This window comes from Herbaspirillum sp. SJZ099, assembly GCF_007828355.1.
Taxonomy (GTDB): Bacteria; Pseudomonadota; Gammaproteobacteria; order Burkholderiales; family Burkholderiaceae_D; genus Herbaspirillum.
On record NZ_VIUO01000001.1, the window covers coordinates 502,119 to 523,464 of the forward strand.

Here is a 21,346-nt window from a genome sequence, read left to right on the forward strand (position 1 = left end):
TTGTTGTGTTGCTTGGTTGTCTTGTGTGCCGATGAGGCGCCGGCGTCAGGCCGGCGCGTGCGCCTTGATGCGCACCAGCTTGCCGTCCACCACGTGCAGGCCGCATTCCTTGGAGTCCGGGTTTTCCCACCACCAGCGGCCGGCGCGGATGTCCTCGCCGGGCTGGATGGCGCGGGTGCACGGTTCGCAGCCGATCGACGGGTAGCCCTGGTCGTGCAGCGGGTTGTAAGGCACGTCGTTGGCGCGGATGTAGTCCCACACGTCTTGCTCGGACCAGTCGGCCAGCGGGTTGAATTTTTCCATGCCGTGCGCTTCGTCGCGCTCCTGCACATGCAGTTCGGCGCGGGTGACCGACTGCGCGCGGCGCTGGCCGGTGACCCACGAGGTCTTGCCGGCCAGGGCGCGGTTGAGCGGCTCCATCTTGCGGATGCGGCAGCATTCCTTGCGCAGCTCGACGCTGTCGTAGAAGGCGTTGAGGCCGTGGTTCTTCACATAGGCCTCGATCGCTTCGGGCTGCGGGCGATACGGCGTGACGTCGTAATCGTAGGTCGCGCGGATGCGCTCCAGCATGTCCACGGTTTCCTTGTGCAGGCGGCCGGTTTCCAGCGTGAAGATGGAAATGTTGTCCTGCAGCTTGCCGCGCAGGATCAGGTCGGTCAGCACCATGTCTTCGGCCGCCAGGCTGGAAGCCAGTGCGGCGGGGGCGTGTTCGGCCGCGATGCGTTCCAGCGTCGCCTGGGTTTTTGCGATGAGATCCTGCAAAGCCTGATTCGACATGATGTTGCTTTCTTCATTTTGCCGGCGGCGGCTGGCCGCCGGCGGTTTGCTTCAGTCCGCGGCCTGCACCGTCTCGCGCTTGACGCGGCGGAACAGCGGGTTCTTCTCGTCCCACGAGGTCTGGTACTTCTCGGAGAAGTCGGTCAGGCCCTTGACGGCGTCGTGGATGTTCTTGTCGGCGCGCACCGCGAAGGCGTCAAAGCCCACGCGCTGCATGTAGAACAACTGGTCGCGCAGCACGTCGCCGACCGCGCGCAGTTCGCCGGTGTAGCCCAGGCGCGCGCGCAGGTTGTAGGCGATCGAGTAGCCGCGGCCGTCGGCGAACTTGGGGAAGTCCACCGCCACCACCTTGAACTGGGCCAGTTCGCCCTTGAGTTCTTCGGCGCGTTCGTCGCTGGCCAGCCAGACGCCGATATCGGGGCGGTTCTTGAGCGTGTCGCGCTGCGCCTGCCAGGTCTTGAGCGGGACGATGACTTTCCCTTCCGGGACGGTCACGGTTTCCGCGCTCTCGCCTTCGGCCAGGCGCAGGACGCTCCAGTCGTCGGCGACGACGGTCTTGTTCTTGATGATGTCAGGCATTGGCGTCTTCTCCTGCGAGATAGTCGGCCGACGTTGCGATCGGCGTGGCATAAACGAATTCTTTGAAAGGGGCGACGCCGATGCGGCGCACGGTATCGATGAAGCGTTCATCTTCGGTGCGCTGCTTGACGTACACCTGCAGCAGTCGGTCGATCACGGTGGGCATCTGCTGCGCCGAGAACGAAGGGCCGATGATCTTGCCGATCGACGAGGTGTTGCCCTGCGCGCCGCCCAGCGAGACCTGGTACCACTCGGAGCCGTCCTTGTCGACGCCCAGGATGCCGATGTTGCCGACGTGGTGGTGGCCGCAGGCGTTGATGCAACCCGAGATGTTGAGTTCGATGTCGCCGATGTCGTGCTGGTAGTCGATGTCTTCGAACTTCTCGGCAATCGCCTGGGCGATCGGGATCGACTTGGCGTTGGCCAGCGAGCAGAAGTCGCCGCCGGGGCAGCAGATGATGTCGGTCAGCAGGCCGATGTTGGGCGTGGCCAGGCCGTGCGACTTGGCCAGTTTCCACAGCGTGTACAGCTCGGACTGCTTGACGTCGGCCAGCACCAGGTTCTGCTCGTGCGTCACGCGCAACTCGCCGAAGCTGTACTGGTCGGCCAGGTCGGCCACGAAATTCATCTGGTCGGCGGTGATGTCGCCCGGCGGCACGCCCGGCTTCTTCAGCGACAGGATTACGGCGGCGTAGCCGGGCACCTTGTGCTGCTTGACGTTGCGCTGCAGCCAGTTGGCGAAGCCGCGGTCTTGCGCCTTCAGGCGTTCGAACTCGGCGTCCACCGCCGGCAGGGTCTCATAGGCGGGCGGCACGAAGTATTGCGCCACGCGCTGCAGTTCTTCCTCGGTCAGGGTCGAGGGGCCGTCCTTGATCTGGGCCCATTCCTCTTCCACCTGGCGCGCGAACTCTTCCGGGCCGATGGCCTTGACCAGGATCTTGATGCGGGCCTTGTAGATGTTGTCGCGGCGGCCGTATTGGTTGTACACGCGCAGGATTGCTTCCAGGTAGGACATCGCGTGGCGCCAGGGCAGGAACTCGCGGATCACGCTGCCCAGGATGGGGGTGCGGCCCATGCCGCCGCCCACCAGCACGCGGAAACCCACTTCGCCGGCTTCGTCCTTGACCACGTGCAGGCCGATGTCGTGCACGGCGGTGGCGGCGCGGTCTTCCCGGGCGCCGCTGATGGCGATCTTGAACTTGCGCGGCAGGTAGGCGAACTCGGGGTGGAAGGTGCTCCACTCGCGGATCAGTTCGGCGTACGGGCGCGGATCGACGATCTCGTCGGCGGCCACGCCGGCCAGCTCGTCGGAGGTGGTGTTGCGGATGCAGTTGCCGGAGGTCTGGATGGCATGCATCTCGACGCTGGCCAGTTCGGCCAGGATGTCAGGGGATTCTTCCAGCTTGATCCAGTTGAACTGGATGTTCTGGCGGGTGGTGAAGTGGCCGTAGCCGCGGTCGTTCTTGACGGCGATCTCGGCGAACTTGCGCAACTGGTTGGAAGCCAGCATGCCGTAGGGAATGGCGATGCGCAGCATGTAGGCATGGCGTTGCAGGTAGAGTCCGTTCTGCAGGCGCAGGATGCGGAACTCGTCTTCTACCAGCTCGTCCGACAGGCGCCGGCGCACCTGGTCTCGATATTGTGCAACTCGCTCTTTGACGATCTGGTGATCGTATTGGTCATAGCGGTACATCTTATATAAGTCCCTGTTAACGTCTTATTGAGGCCGCGCCTTCACGTCCGGCGCCGCCCCGCATTGAAAAACCAGCCTACCAAATCAGCTTCACGGCGACGCTCGTCAGCGTAATCGCCAGCAGGCCACGCAAGAATTTCTCCGGCACCGCGCGCGCTGCGAGCGAACCGAGTGTGATGCCCGGGAGCGAACCCAGGAGTAGTGTCGCCAGCAGTTCCCAGTTGATCGAGCCCAGCCACCAATGGCCTAGGGCGGCGATCGCGGTCAGCGGCACCGCGTAGGCGATGTCGGTGCCCGCGACTTCCGCCGGCGACAGGCGGGGGTAGAGCAATACCAGCAGGGTCGCGCCGACCGCACCGGCGCCGATCGAGGAGATCGTCACCAGCGTACCGAGCACGGCGCCGGCGATGATGGTCGCATGGCGCAGGTCGGCGCCTTGCAACTGGCGCTCCGGATGGGCATTGAGCCACCCTTGCAGTTTACCCCTGAACAGCAGCGCGATCACGGTGAGCAGGACCGAGATGGCGATCGAATAACGGATGACCTGGCTGATGCCGTCGCTGACGGCGCCGAAGTGCTTGAGCAGCAAGGTGGTCGCCAGCGCGGCGGGCAGGGCGCCGTAGGACAGGCGGCGCACGATGTCCCAGCGCACCGTGCCCTTGAAGCGGTGGGCCAGGGTGCCGGCGGTCTTGGTGGCCGAGGCGAACGCCAGGTCGGTGCCGACCGCGACGCTGGGGTGGATGCCGAACAGCAAGGTCAGGAGCGGGGTCATGAGCGAGCCGCCGCCGACGCCGGTCAGTCCGACCAGCAGTCCCACGGCAAATCCGCTTACTACATAAGAAACAGTCATAACACCTCGCCCATTAGTCTGCGAATCGTAATAAACTTATGTTTCAAACCAAACTACATAGTATTTATTTGCTTATATACGCCTTTGGCATATGCAAATGAGGCGGCTGACCGTATGAATGCGCTCGCCCGGCAAATAAGCGGCGATGGCCGCCTGGTAGTCAGCGAGGGCTTTCCATGAATCTTCATCAATTCCGTTTCGTGCGCGAGGCGGTGCGCCAGAATTTCAACCTGACCGAGGCGGCCAAGGCCTTGTATACCTCGCAACCGGGCGTCTCCAAGGCCATCATCGAGCTGGAAGAGGAGCTGGGCGTGGATATCTTCACCCGCCACGGCAAGCGCATCCGCGGCCTGACCGAGCCTGGCCGCGCCGTGCTGCGTTCGGTGGAACTGATCATGCAGGAAGTCGATGGCCTCAAACGCATCGGCAAGGAGTTCGCCGCCCACGACAGCGGCAGCTTCACCATCGCCACCACCCACACCCAGGCGCGCTATGCGCTGCCCAAGGTGGTGCAGGCCTTTACCCAGAAATACCCCAAGGTGCACCTGTCCTTGCTGCAGGGAAACCCCAAGCAGATCACCGAGATGGTTCGCAACGACCAGGCCGACATCGCCATCGCCACCGAAACGCTGGCCTCGGGCGAGGGATTGGTCTCGCTGCCGTGCTACCAGTGGGAGCACGTGGTGGTGGTGCCGCCCGAGCATCCGCTGCTGCAATCCAAGAGCCTGACGCTGGAAGAGATCGCGGCCTATCCGCTGATCACCTACGATTCGGCCTTCAGCGGCCGCAGCAAGATCGACCATGCCTTTTCGCTGCGCCACCTCAAGCCGGACGTGGTGCTGGAGGCGATCGACGCCGACGTCATCAAGACCTATGTCGAGCTGGGCATGGGCGTGGGCATCATCGCCGGCATCGCCTTCGATGCCGAACGCGACCGCGGCTTGCGTTCGATCCCGGTCGGCCATCTGTTCGGCACCAACGTCTCTCGCGTGGCCCTGAAGCAGGGGGCTTACCTGCGCGGCTACGTCTACACTTTCATCGAATTGCTCACGCCCACCCTGAACCGCAAGCTGATCTCGCAGGTGATGGAAGGCGAGAAGGACATGTACGAGCTGTAATCGCGGAAGGCCGCCGGCCATCCGCTGAGGCAGCGTGGTAAGCCGCCGTGCCCGCGGGCACGGCGGCGGCAAGAACAGGGAAAATCGACCAATGAGGAAAGTATGGGCGGCCGCATCACGGCCGCAGCGCCATTTGCGCCGCCTGTGGCTGCAATACGGGATCCTGTGGACGGGGGCGGTGGTCACCGGCCTGGTGGCGGTGATGTATGCGCGCCTGATCGATCTCGGCTTCGAACTGTTCCAGGGCATGCAAAGCCGCCACCACTGGCTGCCGCTGCTGCTGACGCCGGCCATGGGCGCGCTGTGCGTCTGGCTCACGCGCAAGTATTTCCCGGGCTCGGAAGGCAGCGGCATCCCGCAGGTGATCGCCTCCCTGGCCGAGCAGGGCGAGCACACGTCCAAGCTGGCGCAAAAACTGCTGACCGTGCGCATCGTTCTGGGCAAGATCGGCATTTCTTTCCTCGGCATCCTCTCCGGTTTCACCATCGGCCGCGAAGGCCCGACGGTGCAGGTGGGGGCGGCGCTGATGTACAACATGCGCCGCTTCTACCCGCGCCCGAGCGCCATCCTGGAAAAGCGCCTGATCCTGGCCGGCGCCGCAGCGGGCTTGGCGGCCGCCTTCAATACCCCGCTGGCAGGCATCGTGTTCGCCATCGAGGAACTCTCGCGCAGCTTCGAGCAGCGCGCCAGCGGCGTGGTGATCACCACCATCATCTTTGCCGGCGTGGTGGCCCTGGGCCTGACCGGCAACTACACCTATTTCGGCACCATCACCACCGGCGTCGACAGCGCGCGCGAGGTGATCGTGGCGGTGATCCTGTGCGGACTGCTCATGGGCGGGGCCGGCGGTTGCTTCTGCTGGCTGCTGCTCAATACGCCGAAATGGATTCCGGCGCCGCTGCTGCACCTGCGCACGCAGCGCCCGGTGGTTTTCGGCGCGCTGTGCGGCCTGCTGGTGGCGGTCATCGGCGTGGCCGCGGGCGGCGCTACTTTCGGCAGCGGCTATGTCGAAGCCAAGGGCCTGCTCACCGGGCAGCAGGAACTGTCGGGCATTTATCCGCTGGCCAAGATGGCGTCGATGGTCGGCTCCTACCTGCCGGGCACCCCCGGCGGCATTTTCGCGCCATCGCTGTCCATCGGCGCCGGGTTCGGCAATTTGCTGCACATGCTGTTCGGCGACATTTCCTTGCCGGTGCTGATCGCGCTGGCCATGGTCGGCTACCTGGCGGCGGTGACGCAGTCGCCGATCACTTCCTTTGTGATCGTGATGGAAATGATCAACGGCCACGCGCTGGTGATCTCCCTGATGGCCACCGCCTTGCTGGCCAGCCGCGTATCGCGCTTCTTCGCGCCGCCGCTGTATGAGGCGCTGTCGGAGCGTTACTCCCATAAGCCCCACAATGTTGTGCCGGCGCCAGCGCCGGCAGCCGAGCCGGTATCTGCCCCGGCGGTTGTGCCGGAAGCGGAAGTACCTGCGCAGCAGGCTGCAGGTCCCGTGTCCGTTGTACTGCAAAGCGAAGAACCGGACGTGCAATTGGCCGCGGCAGGGGCAGCGGCAGCGCAGGCCGAACCGCAAGCGCAAATCCCATCGCAAACGCCGGTTGCCAGTGCTTCTGAGCCATCCTCAAGCGCCGATAAAAAAGTCGCGCCCGGCAAGCCGACGCAAAAGCGCAAGCGGCAGGAGGCAAAAACAGAGCAACCATCCGCGGCGGTTGTGCCGGCAGCGCCGTCGGCCCGCGCTGCCGATGCGCACGTCGCGCCCCCGGAGGAGGCCAGCCCGCCGTCGCCCAGGCCATCCAGGAAGGTCTATCGCCAGGGCGACCTGTTCGACGAGATGTGACGGGAGCGGCGGCAGCCAGCCACCAGCCGCCCAATGAAAAACGGCCGGGTCTGTACAGACCCGGCCGTTTTGTTTGGCGCCGCCAAGGCGTGATCGGCCGTCAGACCTGCGCCACCGCCGAACGCTCGGTGTCGTTGCAGCCGTCCAGCAGGAAGGACAGGCCCACCACCAGCACCAGTTCGCCCTCGGCCGAGCGGGCCGTGCCGGTGATGCCGCTGGTGTGGATCGCCGTCAGCGGCTTGATCACCAGGTCGGCCGTGCCTTCCACCGATTGCACGCTGAGAATGTAAGGATGGGGCACCGCCATGACCACGCCCACGCGCTCGTTGCCCGGTTCGTAGCCCAGCACGCCGGCCAGCGAATGCACCGGCAGCGGGCGGCCCTGGTCGCGCATGACCGGCGCGCCGCCGACTTCGTCGAAGGTTTCCGGCAACTCGACCACGCGTTCCACCACCGCCATCGGCAGCGCCAGCGGCGCGCCGGCGCAGCGCACCAGCATGGTCGGGATGATCGACAGTTCGATCGGCAGGCGGATCGAGAACTTGGTGCCCTTGCCGATGGTGGAGTCGATGCGGATGGTGCCGCGGTGCTTTTCCACCGCGGTCTTGACCACGTCCATGCCGACCCCGCGGCCGGACACGCTGGACGCCACTTCCTTGGTTGAGAAGCCGGGCAGGAACACCAGTTGCAGCGCCTCGTCGGTGGTCAGCGCCTGGTGCTCGGTGATCAGGCCCTTGGCCAGCGCCTTGTTGCGCAGCATTTCGGGATCCATGCCCTTGCCGTCGTCGAACACTTCGATCATGACGCTGCTGCCGGCCTGCCAGGCGTGCAGCGAGATGGTCGACTTGCTCGGCTTGCCGGCGGCGGCGCGGTCGACTTCGATGCCGTGGTCCAGCGAATTGCGCAGCATGTGCACCAGCGGGTCGTAGAGGCTGTCCACCACCACGCGGTCGACTTCGGTTTCGGCGCCGGTAATGACCAGGTCGACATCCTTGCCGAGGTCCTTGGCCAGTTCGCGCACCAGGCGCGGGAATTTCTGGAACAGGCGGCCGACCGGCTGCATGCGGGTCGACAGCGTGGCGCGCTGCAGCTCGCTGGAGTAGCGCGAGGCGCGGCCCAGCGTCTCGGCCAGCGTCGACATCAAGGCGGCGGCGGTGCCTTCGAACTTGAATTGCTGCAGCTTTTCCAGCAGCACGGCGGCCTGGTTGGCCGCCTGCACCGATTCGCCCGCCACTTCCAGCAGCGCATCCAGCTTGCCGGCATCGATACGGATGCTTTCTTCCTTGGCGTTGTCCGAGGCGCGGCGGTTGGGTTGTTGGGCCGGCGCCGCCGCGGCAGTCCGGGGCTCGTCGCCGGCTCCGGCTGCCGGCGCTGCGGCCGGGGAGTTGCCGGCCGGCGTGCCGCCAGGGGCGCCGGTCACGGCCTGGTACATCGATTCCCAATCCAGCTGGCCGTCTTTCATGACGCTGGCCCCGGCGCCGCCGGTGGAGGCCGATGCAGGCGCAGGGGGTGTGACGGGCGCGGCGGCAGCGGCGACAGGGGCGCTGCCCTTGCCTTCGATGGCTTGGGTCAGGATGCCTTCGAGGTCCGACGGCATCGATGCCAGGCTGTCGGGTGCGGCGCCGTTGGACAGTTCGTTCAACTGGTCGGCCACGAAGCCGCTGGCTTGCAGCGCGGCTTCGATCGCCAGCGGCGTGACCGGCGCCTTGCCGGTGCGCAGCGCGTCGAACAGGTTTTCCGTGAGGTGGCAGGCCGATACCATGGCGGGCAGGTTGACGAACCCGGCCCCGCCTTTGATGGTATGGAATGCGCGGAAAACCGCGTTGAGGATTTCCAGATCGTCAGGATGCCGTTCGAGCGTCAGCAGATGCTCTTCCACGTTGGAGGCGAGCTCCAACGCTTCAACGACAAAGTCCTTGAGCATTTCGTCATCCATTAGAACCCCAGGCTATCGAGTAAATCGTCCACGTCGTTCTGGCCCATGGCGGCGCCGGGAGCGGCGGGGCCATTGAGCAGGGAAACCGGTTTTTCCGCTTCGATCTGCGCGCGCACTTCAGGCGGCGCATTGTCGCGCAGCAACTGCGCCAGTTCATGTTCGGCGGTGGTGGTGATGCCGACAATCTTCTTGATCAACTGGCCGGTGATGTCCTGGAAGTCCTGGGCCATCATGATTTCCAGCATGCGGGCTTTTTCGGCTTCGGTCGATTCCAGCACGGCGGCGGAGAATTTCTGCGAATCGCCGGCCAGTTGCTTGAATTCGTCGATGCTCATCTGGCCCGCATACAGCTTGGCCCAGCGGTCGTTGATGTCCTTGGCGTGCTCCTGCAGGCGGTCTTGCGCCGGCATGCCCGAGTCCAGGGCGTTGAGCACCTTGTTGGCTGCCTGTTCGGTCAGGGTGGCGACATGTTCAAGGCGGCTTTGCGCATCGCCGATCTGGGTAGCCACATCGGTGAGCGAGCGGTCGTAGCCCAATTCGCGCATGGAGTCGTGCAGCAGGCGCACAATGCCGCCCAGGCGCTCGTACATCGGCTTGTCGGACTGGTCTTCCGCCGCGGCCGGTTGCGCATCGCTTGCGGCAGCGGCAGGGGCCGCGCCGGCAACCGTCGCGGGCAGCGCCTGGGCGGAAATTTCGTCGAACAATGCTTCCAAATCAACGTCGTCGCTCATGATTTCTGGTTCCCCCTACAAATTTGGTGCACTTCCATGTTGCCCGCTCCGGCAGATCGAGCGGGTCGTCCCTTGAAGCCGAGCCGCATGCCTGAACCGCCCGGCCCGGTTTGGGGACAGGGTATCCAATGCTTATCGGCACCAGCCATCGGAGTCTGAAGGCCGCGCAGGCCACGACAGCGATTCGGCAGCATCGTCGGGCGGCACAGGCTGTCGCCGGACCGATCCCACGTTAGCAGATGGTTGAGTATAGGACGCGCGCCAGCCGGGTCATCGGCTAAACAGCGAGTGAAATCCCCCATTTGTTCCCGTTTCTCCGGCGCTCCGGGGCCCCTCGACCCGGCTCAGTCAGCGATATTTTTCCATTCTTTTGCGACGTCGCGTCAGATTTTAACGAGCTTTTTCTTAAAAGCAATCTTTGCCGTGATTTTTATCATGGATCGTGCCCGACCTTGTTGCCAGTGGGTATCGCGCTTACAATTGCGCGGTTTTGGTGCCCGCTGGCGCGTCCGCGCCGGCAGTTAAACGGGAAACACGAATGGACGCATATCGGATGCCCGCATCCGTGTTGTCGAAAATATAACGTGTGCTGCCCCCGCAACGGTAATCAGGCGCCGGCTCCCGGATGTTGATGCATCAGGCAACAGGGCCGGCCATCCATCTCCAAGCCACTGTGCTTGCGGCGCGAGCTGCTGCATGGGAAGGCACGATGGCGCAGCCTGAAGCCCGGATACCGGCCAAGACAGGGGGAGACCGCCCAGCGGCTTCCATGGAATCCGGCTTGCGGGGAGGTAGGCTGGAGAATTCTTATTCAGATACCCTTCATGAAGCGATACCAATCCAATCCGCGCCGCACGGCCGGCCAACCGGCCGCCATGCGCGCCGCCGTTTCATTCACCCTGTCCGCGTTGGCCGCATGGAGCTACACCCCGGCGCATGCCCAGGCCAGCGCCAATGCCGCCGCCGACGGCGCATTGGCGCCGGTGGTCGTGTCGGCCTCGCGTTTCCCGAACGATCCGGCATTTCCGCCGGTGGCCGCCACCGTCATCACCGCCGAGCAGATCCGCGAAGCCGGCATCGACAATGCCAATGAGGCGATCCGCAAGCTGGGTGGCGTCTATGGTCGACAGAGTCTGGCCAGCCCCAACGATTTTCCGTTGGACTTGCGCGGCTTCGGCACCAATGGCGACCAGAACATGGTGGTGCTGGTGGATGGTGTGCGTATTTCCGAGAATGAATTGACGACGCCGCTGCTGTCCTCGATTCCGATTGAAACCATCGAACGCATCGAAATCGTGCGCGGCGGCAGCAGCGTGCTGTACGGCAGCGGCGCCACCGGCGGCACCATCCAGATCATCACCAAGCGCCCGCAGGCCAATGCCGGACACGGCTCCGTCGTCGCCGAAGTCGGCACCGACGGCCAGCGCGCCGGGCGCGCCTTTGTTGCACGCGGCTGGGACAACATGTCGATCGACGCCAGCTACGCCAAGGCGCATAACGATGGCTGGCGCGACAACACCAAGTCCAACCAGGAGAATTTCAGCACCACGGTGCAATGGTTCGCCAGCGATTGGCGTTTCGGCTTGCGCGCCAATATTGCGCGTGCCGATTACGGCCTGGCTGGCGGGCTCTCGCTGGCGCAGTTCAACGCCAACCCGCGCCAGGCGAAAACGCCGTTCGATTACGGTTCGTATGACAACGACAGCATTACCGCTTTCCTGGAGCGCCGTTTCGGCGCCTTCGATGTCGCCGCTGAACTGTCGCACCGCGAGAAGATCGCGCGCGCCAATTACGTCAGTACGGCCACCACGTTGCAGACGAATGTGCGCAACACGCAATTTTCGCCGCGCATCCGCCACGTGCTGGAAGCCGGGCCGATCAAGAACGAACTGATTGCCGGGATCGATCTTGCCGAGTGGAACCTCAATACCGTCGCTTCTTATGGCAATAGCGATGCCGCCCAGCGCTCCAAGGCGTTTTACCTGCGCGACGAGATCGAATTCGACAAGAATGCCCGCATCGCCGCAGGGGTGCGCCGCGAGATTTTCACGCAAAGCAGCGTATCGGGCGTCTACGGGATGAATAGCGGCGTCAACGCCTGGGACTTGCAGGCCAGCTATGCATTGGTGCCATCGCTGCGCGCCTTCGCCAAGACCGGGCAGAGTTACCGCCTGGCGACGGCCGATGAGAACGGATTCAACGGCCTGCCGACTGGCCAGATCCTCAAGCCGCAGGTGTCGCATGACCTGGAGATCGGTGCGACCTGGGGCTCGGTGGATCGGCAACTGACCGCCAAGTGGTTCCGCCACCGCGTGCGTGACGAGATCTATTACGACCCGACCGGCGGCGCCTTCGGCTTTGGGGCCAATTCCAACCTCGATCCCACCAAGCATCAAGGCGTGGAACTTGAGGGCAAGTTGCGCGTGACCGAGGCCGTCACCGTCAGTGCCACTTACCAGCACGTCGAAGCCAAGTTCACTGAAGGCGTGAATGCCGGCAAGGAATTGGCGCTGGTGCCACGCAACATGCTGTCCACGCGGGTCAACTGGAAGTCTGGAAGCCAGAGCGCCGACGCTGGCTTGCGCTGGGTCGACAGCCAGCGCTACGGCAGCGACTTTTCCAATACTTGCGCGGCGCGCATACCGTCCTACACTACCTTGGACGCGCGTTATGCAATCCGGGTGAATGCCTGGGAGTTCGCACTGACCGGCACCAACCTGGCCGGCCGCGATTACTACTCGCAGGCTTTCTCCTGCCAAGGCAGCATTTATCCAGAAAACGGCCGGGCGGTAAAATTCACCGCCCGTTACGATTTCTGATGATGCACTCCTGACCGCTATCGCCGATGCGACGTTACCTCTGGCCGTTATCCGCCTTGCTGCTGCTGTCCGTGTCCGCACTGGCGGCTGCAGCCCTGTGCGGCAGCAGCGGCTGCCTGCGTCCATCGGCGTCGGCCGATGCGGTTTCCCTGATGTTGTCGCTGCGGGTGCCGCGCGCATTGACCGCTTTCGCGGTGGGCGCGCTGCTGGCCCTGGCCGGCGCACTGATGCAGGTGCTGTTGCGTAATCCGCTGGCCGACCCGTATGTGCTGGGCTTGTCGGGCGGATCGGCCGCGGGCGCCTTGCTGGCGATGCTGGCGGCGCTGCAGTTCGGCTTGCCGCCGCGCCTGGTCACCGCGCCGGGCGCGTTGCTGGGCGCCGCGCTGGCGGTGCTGCTGCTGTTCGGGCTGGTGCGCCAGTCGCTGCGGCATCTGGCCTTGTCGCCGCTGCTGTCGAGCCAGCGCCTGTTGCTGACGGGCGTGATGCTGGCTGCCGGCTTCGGCGCCATCATTTCCCTGGCCTTGTCGATCGCCCCCGATTCGCAGTTGCGCGGCATGGTGTTCTGGCTGATCGGCGATCTGGACGATGCGCGCCTGCTGCCGCTGGCGGCGACGGTCTTGCTGCTGGCGCTGCTGTGGGCCGTGCGCCATGCGCCGGCATTGAACCTGCTGGCGCGCGGGGACAGTTTCGCCCAACTGCTGGGCGTGCCGGTCTTGCGCCTGCGCGTGATGACGCTGTGCGCGGCGTCGGCGGCGACTGCCGCGGCCGTCGCCATGGCCGGCACCGTCGGCTTTGTCGGCCTGGTAGTGCCCCATACGTTGCGCCTGCTGGTCGGCAACGACCAGCGCCTGCTGCTGCCGGCATCGGTGCTGGCCGGCGGCGCGGCGTTGACGCTGGCCGACCTGGCCGCACGTACCGTGGTCGCCCCGACGCAACTGCCGGTGGGCGTCATCACGGCGCTGGTCGGAGTGCCGGTGTTCTTGTGGCTGTTGGCGCGGAGCCGGATGTGAGTGCCGGCGACATCGTGCTGCAAGCGCGGCAACTGGCCTTGCGCGTACCGGGACGCAGCTTGCTGGAGGATTTCGACTGGCAGGTGCGCGCGGGCGAATTCTGGTGCGTTCTGGGCCGCAACGGCATTGGCAAGAGCAGCCTGCTGCATGTTGCGGCAGGTTTGCTGCGGCCGGCGCAGGGCGATATGCTCCTGTGCGGTTCGCCGTTGTCTTCGCTGTCTGCCCTGCAAATGGCGCAGCATCGCGGCCTGTTGCTGCAACAGCAGCATGACGCGTTTTCGATGCCGGTGGTCGACGCCGTGATGGCGGGGCGTTTTCCCAGTGGCGGCGGCTGGGCCGATGAGGAAGACACGCGCGGCGCTGCGCTGCAGGCGCTGGCGCGCGTCGGGCTGGCGCATCTGTCGCAGGCCGACCTGCTCAAACTGTCCGGCGGCGAACGCCAGCGCGTGGGCCTGGCCACCTTGCTGGTGCAGGCGCCGCAGCTTTACCTGCTGGACGAGCCGACCTCGCACCAGGACATTGCCGCCCAGCTGGAGATGATGGCGTTGCTGCGTTCCCTTGCCGGTGAAGGCAAGGCGGTGGTTGCCAGTTGCCACGACATCAACCTTGCGCGCCGATTCGCCAGCCATGTGCTGTTGCTGGGACAGCAGGCCAGCCAGGGCAAGGTCGCCGAGGTCATGCGCGTCGATATGCTGGGAGAGGCCTTCGGTTGCCGTTTCCGCAGCGTGGATGCCGGCGGCAGTGAGTTGTTCGTGTCCGAAGCGGGATGACGTGCCGTTGCCAGCTACGCCTGCTATCAGGACGAGGGCGGTGCTACCGAGTGAATGCCAACGTGCTGGGTACCAGTCAGGAATATCGGTTCGGAGCCGTCCCGACGCAAGAGAGATCCCTCCCGCGTGGAGGGATTTTTCGTTCTAGCGCTGCTGATGCGGTACCCGCGCCGCATCCAGCCGTTCGCATACTTCACTTGCCGCCTCCAGGATGCGCGGCCCGGCGCGGTTGAGCCAATCGGCGTTGACCTGGTACAGGTGGTTCTTGCGCACTGCCTGCAGGCGTCCAAACTGGCGCCAGCGTTCCAGCGGCTGGTCTGTGGCATCGCCGGGGGCGAGGATGACTTGGGGATCGGCGGTCAACACCGCTTCCATGGTGACGGTGGGCGCCAGTTGCGGCAGGTCGGCGAAGATGTTGCGGCCGCCGCATAGCTTCAGCACCGACGACACCATGTGGCGGCCGTTGAGCGTCATCAGCGGCTGGCTCCAGATCTGGTAGAACACGCTGACTTCGGGGCGGTTGCCATATCGGGTTTGCAGCGCTTGCCAGCGCGCGCGGAAATCCTGTGCGGCAGTAGTGCCGACGCTTTCGCTGCCGGCCAGGCGCGCCAGTTTTTCCAGCGAATCGGCGATCGTGCCGAAATCCGCCGGCTGGCTTTCGTAGATGGGGATGCCGAAGCCGCGCAGGCGCGCCAGTTGCGAGGGTTTGTTGCCGCTGTGCCAGGCGACGATGAGATCAGGCTTGAGGTTGAGCACGCGTTCCAGGTCGAGGGTGGCGAAACTGCCGACCGAAGGCAGCCTGGTGGCGGCGGCAGGGAAGTCGCTGAAGTTGCTGGCGCCGACCAGCTTGTCGCCGGCGCCGGCGGCATACAGCAGTTCGGTGACGTGCGGCGCCAGGCTGATGATGCGCCGGGCCGGCTGCGCCAGCGTGACCTCGTTGCCGAGATCGTCCTTGACGGTGACGGCGGCGCAGGCGGCCGATGCGAGCGTGGCGCCGAGCAGCAGGGCAAGCGCCGCAGGGCGCATTGTCAGATTTCCAGGTTGTCGATCAGGCGGGTGGTGCCCAGCCTGGCGGCGGCCAGCACCACCAGCGGCGCGCCTTGCGCCATGTCGCCGGCCGAGGGCGGCTGCAGGTCGATGCGTTTGCGCACGGACACGTAGTCCGGCGTCCAGCCGCGCGCGGTCAGGATCGACATGGCTTTCCGTTCGACTTCCGAGGTGTTCAACTGGCCGCCGCGGACTTCCTCGGCCACATCGTTGAGCACGCGGTACAGCAGCGGCGCCTCGGCCCGTTCGTCGGCCGACAGGTAGCCGTTGCGCGAAGACAGCGCCAGGCCGTCTTCGGCGCGGTAGGTTTCGGCGCCGATGATTTCGGTGGGCAGCGCGAACTGGCGCGCCATGTTGCGCACGATCATCAGCTGCTGGTAATCCTTCTTGCCGAACACCGCCACGCGCGGCTGCACACAGGAGAACAGCTTCATCACCACGGTCGATACGCCGGTGAAGAAGCCGGGGCGGAATTCGCCCTCCAGGATGTTGCCCAGGTCGTTGGGCGGCTGCACGCGGTATTCCTGCGGCTCGGGGTACATGTCCTTTTCGGTCGGCGCGAACAGCACGTAGACGCCTTCCTTTTCCAGTTTCTCGACGTCGTTCTGGAAGGTGCGCGGGTATTTGTCGAAGTCCTCGTTCGGGCCGAACTGCAGGCGGTTGACGAAGATCGAGGCCACCACCGGGTCGCCATGGGTGCGCGCCAGGCGCATCAGCGAAAGGTGCCCTTCGTGCAGGTTGCCCATGGTGGCGACGAAGGCGGTGCGCAACTGGCCGCGCAGGTGGTCGCGGAGTTCTTCGATGGAGGAAATGATTTTCATGCGGGTTCTCGGGTTGGAAGGCGGCGCAGCGCCGCCGGTATCAGCGCGGGGAATCGCACTCGTCGCGCTCAGCTCGGCGAGTACGACAGTCTGACATAGATGGGGGCGAAGGCCTCGGCCTGGGTGATTTCGATCAGGGTCTCCTTGGCCAGCTCCAGCAAGGCGATGAAGTTGACCACCACCACCGGCACCCCGCGCGAGGGATCGAACAGGTCGGAGAACTCGACGAAGCGGGCCGATTGCAGCCGGCGCAGGATGCCGGTCATGTGTTCGCGCACCGACAGTTCTTCGCGGCTGATGTGGTGGTGCGCGGTCAGCTTGGCGCGCTTGAGCACGTCGGCCCAGGCCGCCTTGAGGTCGTTCATGTCGACCTCAGGCCAGCGCGTGACCACGGTCTGCTCGATATAGACCTGGGTGCGCACATAGTCGCGGCCGACCTGCGGCAGCGCGTCCAGCTCCTGCGCGGCCAGCTTGATCTGTTCGTATTCCAGCAGGCGCCGCACCAGCTCGGCGCGCGGATCTTCCGGTTCCTCGCCGGTGTCGGCCTTCTTGGCCGGCAGCAGCATGCGCGACTTGATCTCGATGAGCATGGCCGCCATCAGCAGGTATTCGGCCGCCAGTTCCAGGTTCTGCTTGCGGATCTGCTCGACGTATTCCAGGTACTGGCGGGTGACCTGGGCCATCGGGATGTCCAGGATGTTGAAGTTCTGCTTGCGGATCAGGTAGAGCAGCAGGTCCAGCGGGCCCTGGAAGGCATCGAGGAAGACTTCCAGCGCGTCCGGCGGGATGTACAGGTCGTTGGGCAGCTGGAACAGCGGCTCGCCGTACAGGCGCGCCAATGCCACGCCGTCGATCACATCGGGCGTGGTGTCAGGTTGTCCTGCGGGGGTAATTTCCAGGGCGTCGGCGTTGCGCTGTTGCTCGCCGGCGCTGCCGGACGGATCGCCGCCGCCTGCGTGTGCCGTCATGCCGCCCTGATCAGTGCGACTGGTAGACGTAGGGCTGCTGGGCCACGCGCGAAGCCTTGTCGCGGGCGGTCTTGTCCAGGTCGATGGGTTCCTTGTCCCACAGCAGGGCGCGGCCGGCGCGCTGCGACTCTTCCAGCTTCGGATTCTTCTGCTTCAGTTCGTCGATGAACTGGGTGATTTCAGATACGTAGGTGGTCTTTTTTCCGAAGAGCATGATATTTTCAAGCCAAATGAAACACAGAGGGCTTATTTTACCCTTTCTTGATCAGGGATAATCAAAAGGATGCGCCAGGAATGAGTATGCGATTTTTCGAATTTACCCGCCGTTGCGCCGCGACCGTGGGCGCCCTTGTTGCCGCCGTGGCAATGTTCGGCTGTGACCGCAACGGCAATCCTATCGAGGAGTTTGGCTTGGACAAGCTGCAAAAAGGCATTTCCACCGAGGCCGACGTGCGCGGCGTGATGGGCCAGCCCGACACCGTCTGGGACGACGGCAACGGCGCCCGCACCCTGGAATATCCCAAGGGGCCGGAAGGCATCCGTACCTGGATGTTCGCCATCGGCGCCTCCGGCACGCTGGTTGACTACAGGCAAGTCCTGACCCAGGAGAACTTCGACACGATCCGCCCCGGCATGTCGGCCGATGAAGTGCGGCGCATGCTGGGCCGGCCGCGCAGCGTGGTGCAGTTCGTCCGCAAGAACGAAGAGGTGTGGGACTGGAAGTACCGCTATGTGCATGAAGACCGCCTCTTCAACGTGCATTTCGATATCGGCACGAAGCAGGTGGTGCGCACCTCATTCTCCGAGATTTCCGGGCATTGAGATGCAATGCCTGTTGGTGCGCAGAGGTGAACAGGCACGAAAAAGCATAAAAAAGCATAAAAAAGCATAAAAAAGCATAAAAAAGCATAAAAAAACATGAAAAAGGCCGGCATCGGATGCCGGCCTTGTCTGTTGCGCGCTGTTTCTGCCGCCGCTGTCAGGGCGGATGCGAATAGTCGCCGTCCTGGTTTTCCATCATGCGGTGCCGTTCCCCGGCTTCCTGCTTGTTTTCCATGCGGCTGCGGCGCAGCAGCCCGGCCTCGTCCAGTACCGAATAGGCGGTCGAGCAGAACAGCGAGTGCATGCGCTTCATGTCGCTGATCAGGTCCAGGTGCAGCGAACTGGTCTCGATGCTTTGCTGGGTCTGGCCGGCCAGGCGGACCAGGTGGCTTTGGGCGTAGGCGCGTTCGAGGTCGCGGAAGGATTCCTTTTCGGCCAGCAGTTTCTGGGCGCTGCGCAAGTCGCCTTCGAGGAACACCGACAGCCCCAGTTGCAGGCTGGCCAGCAGGCGCGCATGCATCTCGCAGACCTCTTGCATGCCGGCCTCGGAGAAGGTGCGCTGCGGCGCGATCTTCTTGCTCTCCAGGCCCTTGACGATGCGCACGATGATATCGCCGGCCTGTTCCAGGTTGATGGTCAGCGTGATGACATCGGTCCAGCGCCGCACTTCGCGGGCCGACAGCTCTTCGCGCGAGACGCGCGCCATGTACATCTTCACCTCGGTATAGAGCTTGTCGACGTCATCGTCGATCCGGCGAATCTGCTGGGCGCGGATGGTATCGTTTTCACGAATGACCGGCAACAGGCAGTGCAGCATCTTTTCGATCAAATCCCCGATGCGCAGCACTTCGCGCGAGGCATTGGCCAGCGCCAGGGTGGGCGTATCGATGGCGCCCGGGTCGAGGTGGCGCGAATGGATGGCATCGTCATCCAGCGGATTCTCGGGCAGCAGGCGCACGCACAGGCGCGCCATCGGTTCCACCAGGGGCAATAGCAGGCCGCAGCGCACGCTGTTGTAGATCACATGGAATGCCACCACGCCGAAGCGCAGGTCGTGGCTGAACTGCGCGATCACCAGCTCAAGCTGGTTGATGAAGGGCAGCACCACGATGGCGCCCGACAGGCGGAACAGCATGCTGCCCAGCGCCACGCGGCGCCCGGCCACGTTCTGGCTGGCCGCAGAGAGCAGGGCGGTGACGCCGCTGCCCAGGTTGGCGCCGATTACTAGGCACAGCGCCACCTTCAGCGAGATGATGCCGGACGTGGCCAGCGTGGCCGACAGCAGCACCGCGGCCAGGCTGGAATAGGTCAGCATGGCGAACAGCGCGCCGATCAGCGCATCGAGCAGCACGTCTCCGGTCAGCGAAGAGAACAGCACCTTGATGCCGGCCGCGTGCATCATCGGCTGCGTGGCCGCGCCGATCAGTTCCAGGGCCAGCAGGATCAGGCCGAGGCCGATCACCGCGCGGCCCAGGCGGCCGACCGAGGTATGGCGGCGCGACAGGTAGACCACCACGCCGCCGAAGATCAGCAGCGGCGACACCCACGAGAGGTCGAAGCTGAGCACGCCCGTCATCAGCGCGGTGCCCACGTCTGCCCCCAGCATGATGGCCAGCGCCGGCGTCAGGCCCACCAGGCCCTGGGCCACGAAGGAGCACACGATGACGGCGGTGGCATTGCTGCTCTGGACCAGGCTGGTCACGCCCACGCCGGCGGCGAAGGCCATCCAGCGGCGGGTGATGCTGGTGGAGAGGATGCGGCGCAGTTGCGCGCCATAGACCCGCAGGACATCCGTGCGCACGATGTGCGTGCCCCACACCAGCAGGGCCAGCGCCGACATCAGGTGCAGTAGGGTAATCACGGGCGGGCCAGCAGATGCCGGGTCAGTTCCGCGAAACCTGCGCCGCAGGGCTGGCGGGTGATGAAGTGCGGCGCGTGCGCCAGGCGGTCGGCGAATTCGAGCACATTGGCCACGCCCACCGACAGCGGGAAGTAGGCGAACATCGGCGCGTCGTTGGGCGAGTCGCCGGCGAACACGCAGCGGTCGCGCTCGGCCTTGTCGGCCAGGTCGATGCCATAGCGCTCGCGCATCATCAGGCGCGCCATGCTCAGCTTGTCGTAATCGCCGAACCAGCCATTGACGTGGATGGAACTGATTTTCGCGGTCATGCCCGATTCCTCCATGATTTGCACGATGCGGTCGACCGCAGCGCGCGGCAGCGGCGGCACGTCCTCGCAGAAATCGATCGCCAGGTCGTACTGGCGGCAGAACTGGTCGGACGCCACCGCGCATCCGGGCACTTCGCGCAGGATGCGCTGGCATACCGCCGCCAGGCGCGCGGCATTGCCGGCGCGGCTTTCTTCATCAAGAAGATGGCGGGTGCGCAGCTTGCCGGTGTGCGCGTCGTGCCACATATAAAGCGCCCCGTTTTCCCCGATGATACCGTCCACCGGCCACAGGCGTGCGATCTGGTCGCACCATCCGGCCGGACGCCCGGTCACGGGGATCACCCGCAGCCCCGCCTGCTGCAATTCCTCCAGGGCTTCATACGCCAGGGCGCTCAGTTTTCCGTCGGTGGTCAGCGTATCGTCGATATCGGTGAACACGGTGGCGACCTGCGCCTGCGGCATCTGATCCAGCGGTCTCATCGCAGCTCCAGCAATTGCGGCTGGTGGTCGGAGGACTGCGTATGGCCGTCGACTTCGAAGGCGCGCAGATGCGGCAGCAGGTCTTCGCTGGCGAAGATGAAGTCGCAGGTGAACGCCTCGGGCCATTGCTCGCGGTCATATTGACCGACATTGATCGGATGTGTCTGGTTCCCGTGCAGGTGCTGCCAGGCGTCGACCAGGCGCGGCACATGTTGCGACGCATTGCCGTCGCGGCCGGCGAACGGTTCCTGCAGGCGCGCATGCAGCGGGTCTTCCGGGCGGAAGTTGAAATCGCCGGCGAGGATGGTCCGGGTGGCGTGCGGGAAGGCGTGATAGGGCGATCCGCGGCGATCCGCGGCCATTTCGCCGGCGGCGCGGCCGCAGGTCTCTTCGTGGCAGCGGCGGATCGCTTCGACCTGTGCCTTGCGCTGCATCGCGGAATAATATTCGAGGTGCGTGTTCATCACCCGCAGCGGGCCCAGCGGCGTGTCCAGCGTCACTTCCAGCAGCGTGCGCGGCATGCTGATCACGTTCGGGTCGACCGGCCACGGCAACTGGTGGCGCAGCACGCGCTGCACCGGATAGCGCGACAGCACCATGTTGCCGAAGCAGCGGCGCGAACCGTCGGCGGCGATCACGTCGACGCCGGCGATGGGCACGGGGGTGAAATCCGGCAGCAATTGCGCGAACTGTTCGAACTGGTTTTCGCCGGCGCTGCCGGCCAGGCCCGGGGCCGGATAGTTGGCGCCCACTTCCTGCAGGCACAACACGTCGAAGTCGCCCATGGCGCGCGCGTCGCGCACGATGCGGGCCGGATCCACGCGGCCGTCGATGCCGCGGGCCCACTGGATGTTCCAGCTGATGAGTTTCATTGGTCTTCCTTGCTCTGTTGCCGACTGCGATGTTGCGATGTCGC

General features: G+C 64.9%; 19 protein-coding genes and 1 riboswitch. Of the genes, 6 read left to right on the forward strand and 13 right to left on the reverse strand.

What is annotated here, in order from left to right; genetic code table 11:
- Window positions 1-45 precede the first annotated feature (45 nt).
- The 4 genes from FB597_RS02145 to FB597_RS02160 all read right to left on the reverse strand — a co-directional run bounded on the left by FB597_RS02145 (window position 46) and on the right by FB597_RS02160 (window position 3,899).
- Window positions 46-777, reverse strand: a complete 732-nt coding sequence (locus FB597_RS02145) for a phosphoadenylyl-sulfate reductase (RefSeq protein WP_144767889.1) — start codon at window positions 775-777, stop codon at window positions 46-48.
- A gap of 51 nt (window positions 778-828) precedes the next feature.
- Window positions 829-1,356, reverse strand: a complete 528-nt coding sequence (locus tag FB597_RS02150; protein ID WP_141913189.1) for a DUF934 domain-containing protein — start codon at window positions 1,354-1,356, stop codon at window positions 829-831.
- Window positions 1,349-3,049, reverse strand: coding sequence for a nitrite/sulfite reductase (locus FB597_RS02155; protein WP_144767891.1), 1,701 nt, complete (start codon window positions 3,047-3,049; stop codon window positions 1,349-1,351). The genes FB597_RS02150 and FB597_RS02155 overlap by 8 nt, the downstream gene beginning before the upstream one ends.
- A 76-nt stretch (window positions 3,050-3,125) precedes the next feature.
- Window positions 3,126-3,899: a sulfite exporter TauE/SafE family protein gene (locus FB597_RS02160; protein ID WP_141913191.1), complete on the reverse strand. Its 774-nt coding sequence runs from the start codon at window positions 3,897-3,899 to the stop codon at window positions 3,126-3,128.
- Between the two features lie 176 nt (window positions 3,900-4,075).
- Here FB597_RS02160 and FB597_RS02165 point away from each other — a divergent pair, with 176 nt between their 5' ends.
- Window positions 4,076-5,017 (forward strand): CysB family HTH-type transcriptional regulator, encoded by a 942-nt coding sequence (locus FB597_RS02165; RefSeq protein WP_141913192.1) that lies wholly within the window; start codon window positions 4,076-4,078, stop codon window positions 5,015-5,017.
- A 91-nt stretch (window positions 5,018-5,108) separates the two neighbouring features.
- On the forward strand, window positions 5,109-6,857 hold the full coding sequence (locus tag FB597_RS02170; protein ID WP_144767893.1) for a chloride channel protein: 1,749 nt from the start codon (window positions 5,109-5,111) through the stop codon (window positions 6,855-6,857).
- Between the two features lie 100 nt (window positions 6,858-6,957).
- Here FB597_RS02170 and FB597_RS02175 read toward each other — a convergent pair whose 3' ends face one another.
- Window positions 6,958-8,793: a chemotaxis protein CheA gene (locus FB597_RS02175; protein WP_144767896.1), complete on the reverse strand. Its 1,836-nt coding sequence runs from the start codon at window positions 8,791-8,793 to the stop codon at window positions 6,958-6,960.
- The gene (locus FB597_RS02180; protein ID WP_141913195.1) at window positions 8,793-9,524 is read right to left on the reverse strand and encodes a protein phosphatase CheZ; all 732 of its coding nucleotides are present in this window, start codon (window positions 9,522-9,524) and stop codon (window positions 8,793-8,795) included. Before FB597_RS02180 ends, FB597_RS02175 begins: the two co-directional genes overlap by 1 nt.
- A gap of 474 nt (window positions 9,525-9,998) precedes the next feature.
- Window positions 9,999-10,281: riboswitch (cobalamin riboswitch) on the forward strand.
- A 67-nt stretch (window positions 10,282-10,348) separates the two neighbouring features.
- Between FB597_RS02180 and FB597_RS02185 the strand changes: the two genes are divergently transcribed.
- From FB597_RS02185 to FB597_RS02195, 3 genes are read left to right on the forward strand one after another with little or no spacing between them, the layout of a single operon-like run.
- Entirely contained in the window at window positions 10,349-12,343 is a 1,995-nt protein-coding gene (locus FB597_RS02185; RefSeq protein ID WP_255517056.1) for a TonB-dependent receptor, read from the forward strand.
- Window positions 12,344-12,369: 26 nt separating this feature from the next.
- On the forward strand, window positions 12,370-13,353 hold the full coding sequence (locus FB597_RS02190; RefSeq protein ID WP_141913196.1) for an iron ABC transporter permease: 984 nt from the start codon (window positions 12,370-12,372) through the stop codon (window positions 13,351-13,353).
- Complete coding sequence (locus tag FB597_RS02195; protein ID WP_144767898.1) at window positions 13,350-14,123, forward strand: ABC transporter ATP-binding protein; 774 nt, start codon at window positions 13,350-13,352, stop codon at window positions 14,121-14,123. The genes FB597_RS02190 and FB597_RS02195 overlap by 4 nt, the downstream gene beginning before the upstream one ends.
- A gap of 144 nt (window positions 14,124-14,267) precedes the next feature.
- Here FB597_RS02195 and FB597_RS02200 read toward each other — a convergent pair whose 3' ends face one another.
- From FB597_RS02200 to FB597_RS02215, 4 genes are all read right to left on the reverse strand, one after another.
- Window positions 14,268-15,149, reverse strand: coding sequence for a cobalamin-binding protein (locus FB597_RS02200; RefSeq protein ID WP_144767899.1), 882 nt, complete (start codon window positions 15,147-15,149; stop codon window positions 14,268-14,270).
- A gap of 2 nt (window positions 15,150-15,151) precedes the next feature.
- Complete coding sequence (panC, locus tag FB597_RS02205; protein ID WP_141913200.1) at window positions 15,152-15,991, reverse strand: pantoate--beta-alanine ligase; 840 nt, start codon at window positions 15,989-15,991, stop codon at window positions 15,152-15,154.
- Window positions 15,992-16,059: 68 nt separating this feature from the next.
- The gene (locus tag FB597_RS02210; RefSeq protein ID WP_141913201.1) at window positions 16,060-16,959 is read right to left on the reverse strand and encodes a ScpA family protein; all 900 of its coding nucleotides are present in this window, start codon (window positions 16,957-16,959) and stop codon (window positions 16,060-16,062) included.
- Between the two features lie 10 nt (window positions 16,960-16,969).
- A complete protein-coding gene (locus FB597_RS02215) occupies window positions 16,970-17,173 on the reverse strand; it encodes a DUF3460 family protein (RefSeq protein ID WP_141913202.1) in 204 nt (67 codons plus the stop codon).
- An 80-nt stretch (window positions 17,174-17,253) separates the two neighbouring features.
- On the opposite strand from FB597_RS02215, the gene bamE reads away from it, so the two are divergent.
- A complete protein-coding gene (gene bamE / locus FB597_RS02220; protein WP_144767901.1) occupies window positions 17,254-17,781 on the forward strand; it encodes an outer membrane protein assembly factor BamE in 528 nt (175 codons plus the stop codon).
- A gap of 157 nt (window positions 17,782-17,938) precedes the next feature.
- Here bamE and FB597_RS02225 read toward each other — a convergent pair whose 3' ends face one another.
- The 3 genes from FB597_RS02225 to FB597_RS02235 are packed head-to-tail and all read right to left on the reverse strand — an operon-like array spanning window position 17,939 to window position 21,302.
- On the reverse strand, window positions 17,939-19,642 hold the full coding sequence (locus FB597_RS02225) for a Na/Pi cotransporter family protein (RefSeq protein ID WP_144767904.1): 1,704 nt from the start codon (window positions 19,640-19,642) through the stop codon (window positions 17,939-17,941).
- The gene (locus tag FB597_RS02230) at window positions 19,639-20,430 is read right to left on the reverse strand and encodes an HAD-IIB family hydrolase (RefSeq protein ID WP_144767906.1); all 792 of its coding nucleotides are present in this window, start codon (window positions 20,428-20,430) and stop codon (window positions 19,639-19,641) included. Before FB597_RS02230 ends, FB597_RS02225 begins: the two co-directional genes overlap by 4 nt.
- Window positions 20,427-21,302, reverse strand: a complete 876-nt coding sequence (locus FB597_RS02235; protein ID WP_186442726.1) for an endonuclease/exonuclease/phosphatase family protein — start codon at window positions 21,300-21,302, stop codon at window positions 20,427-20,429. Before FB597_RS02235 ends, FB597_RS02230 begins: the two co-directional genes overlap by 4 nt.
- Window positions 21,303-21,346 lie beyond the last annotated feature (44 nt).

Coding starts and splice junctions, on each gene's coding strand:
- FB597_RS02215 (WP_141913202.1), bottom strand. CDS start 17,173: ATGCTCTTCGGAAAAAAGACCACCTACGTATCTGAAATCACCCAGTTC.
- FB597_RS02230 (WP_144767906.1), bottom strand. CDS start 20,430: ATGAGACCGCTGGATCAGATGCCGCAGGCGCAGGTCGCCACCGTGTTC.
- FB597_RS02150 (WP_141913189.1), bottom strand. CDS start 1,356: ATGCCTGACATCATCAAGAACAAGACCGTCGTCGCCGACGACTGGAGC.
- FB597_RS02170 (WP_144767893.1), top strand. CDS start 5,109: ATGAGGAAAGTATGGGCGGCCGCATCACGGCCGCAGCGCCATTTGCGC.
- FB597_RS02165 (WP_141913192.1), top strand. CDS start 4,076: ATGAATCTTCATCAATTCCGTTTCGTGCGCGAGGCGGTGCGCCAGAAT.
- FB597_RS02185 (WP_255517056.1), top strand. CDS start 10,349: ATGAAGCGATACCAATCCAATCCGCGCCGCACGGCCGGCCAACCGGCC.
- panC (WP_141913200.1), bottom strand. CDS start 15,991: ATGAAAATCATTTCCTCCATCGAAGAACTCCGCGACCACCTGCGCGGC.
- FB597_RS02190 (WP_141913196.1), top strand. CDS start 12,370: ATGCGACGTTACCTCTGGCCGTTATCCGCCTTGCTGCTGCTGTCCGTG.
- bamE (WP_144767901.1), top strand. CDS start 17,254: ATGAGTATGCGATTTTTCGAATTTACCCGCCGTTGCGCCGCGACCGTG.
- FB597_RS02175 (WP_144767896.1), bottom strand. CDS start 8,793: ATGGATGACGAAATGCTCAAGGACTTTGTCGTTGAAGCGTTGGAGCTC.
- FB597_RS02155 (WP_144767891.1), bottom strand. CDS start 3,049: ATGTACCGCTATGACCAATACGATCACCAGATCGTCAAAGAGCGAGTT.
- FB597_RS02160 (WP_141913191.1), bottom strand. CDS start 3,899: ATGACTGTTTCTTATGTAGTAAGCGGATTTGCCGTGGGACTGCTGGTC.
- FB597_RS02235 (WP_186442726.1), bottom strand. CDS start 21,302: ATGAAACTCATCAGCTGGAACATCCAGTGGGCCCGCGGCATCGACGGC.
- FB597_RS02180 (WP_141913195.1), bottom strand. CDS start 9,524: ATGAGCGACGACGTTGATTTGGAAGCATTGTTCGACGAAATTTCCGCC.
- FB597_RS02210 (WP_141913201.1), bottom strand. CDS start 16,959: ATGACGGCACACGCAGGCGGCGGCGATCCGTCCGGCAGCGCCGGCGAG.
- FB597_RS02200 (WP_144767899.1), bottom strand. CDS start 15,149: ATGCGCCCTGCGGCGCTTGCCCTGCTGCTCGGCGCCACGCTCGCATCG.
- FB597_RS02145 (WP_144767889.1), bottom strand. CDS start 777: ATGTCGAATCAGGCTTTGCAGGATCTCATCGCAAAAACCCAGGCGACG.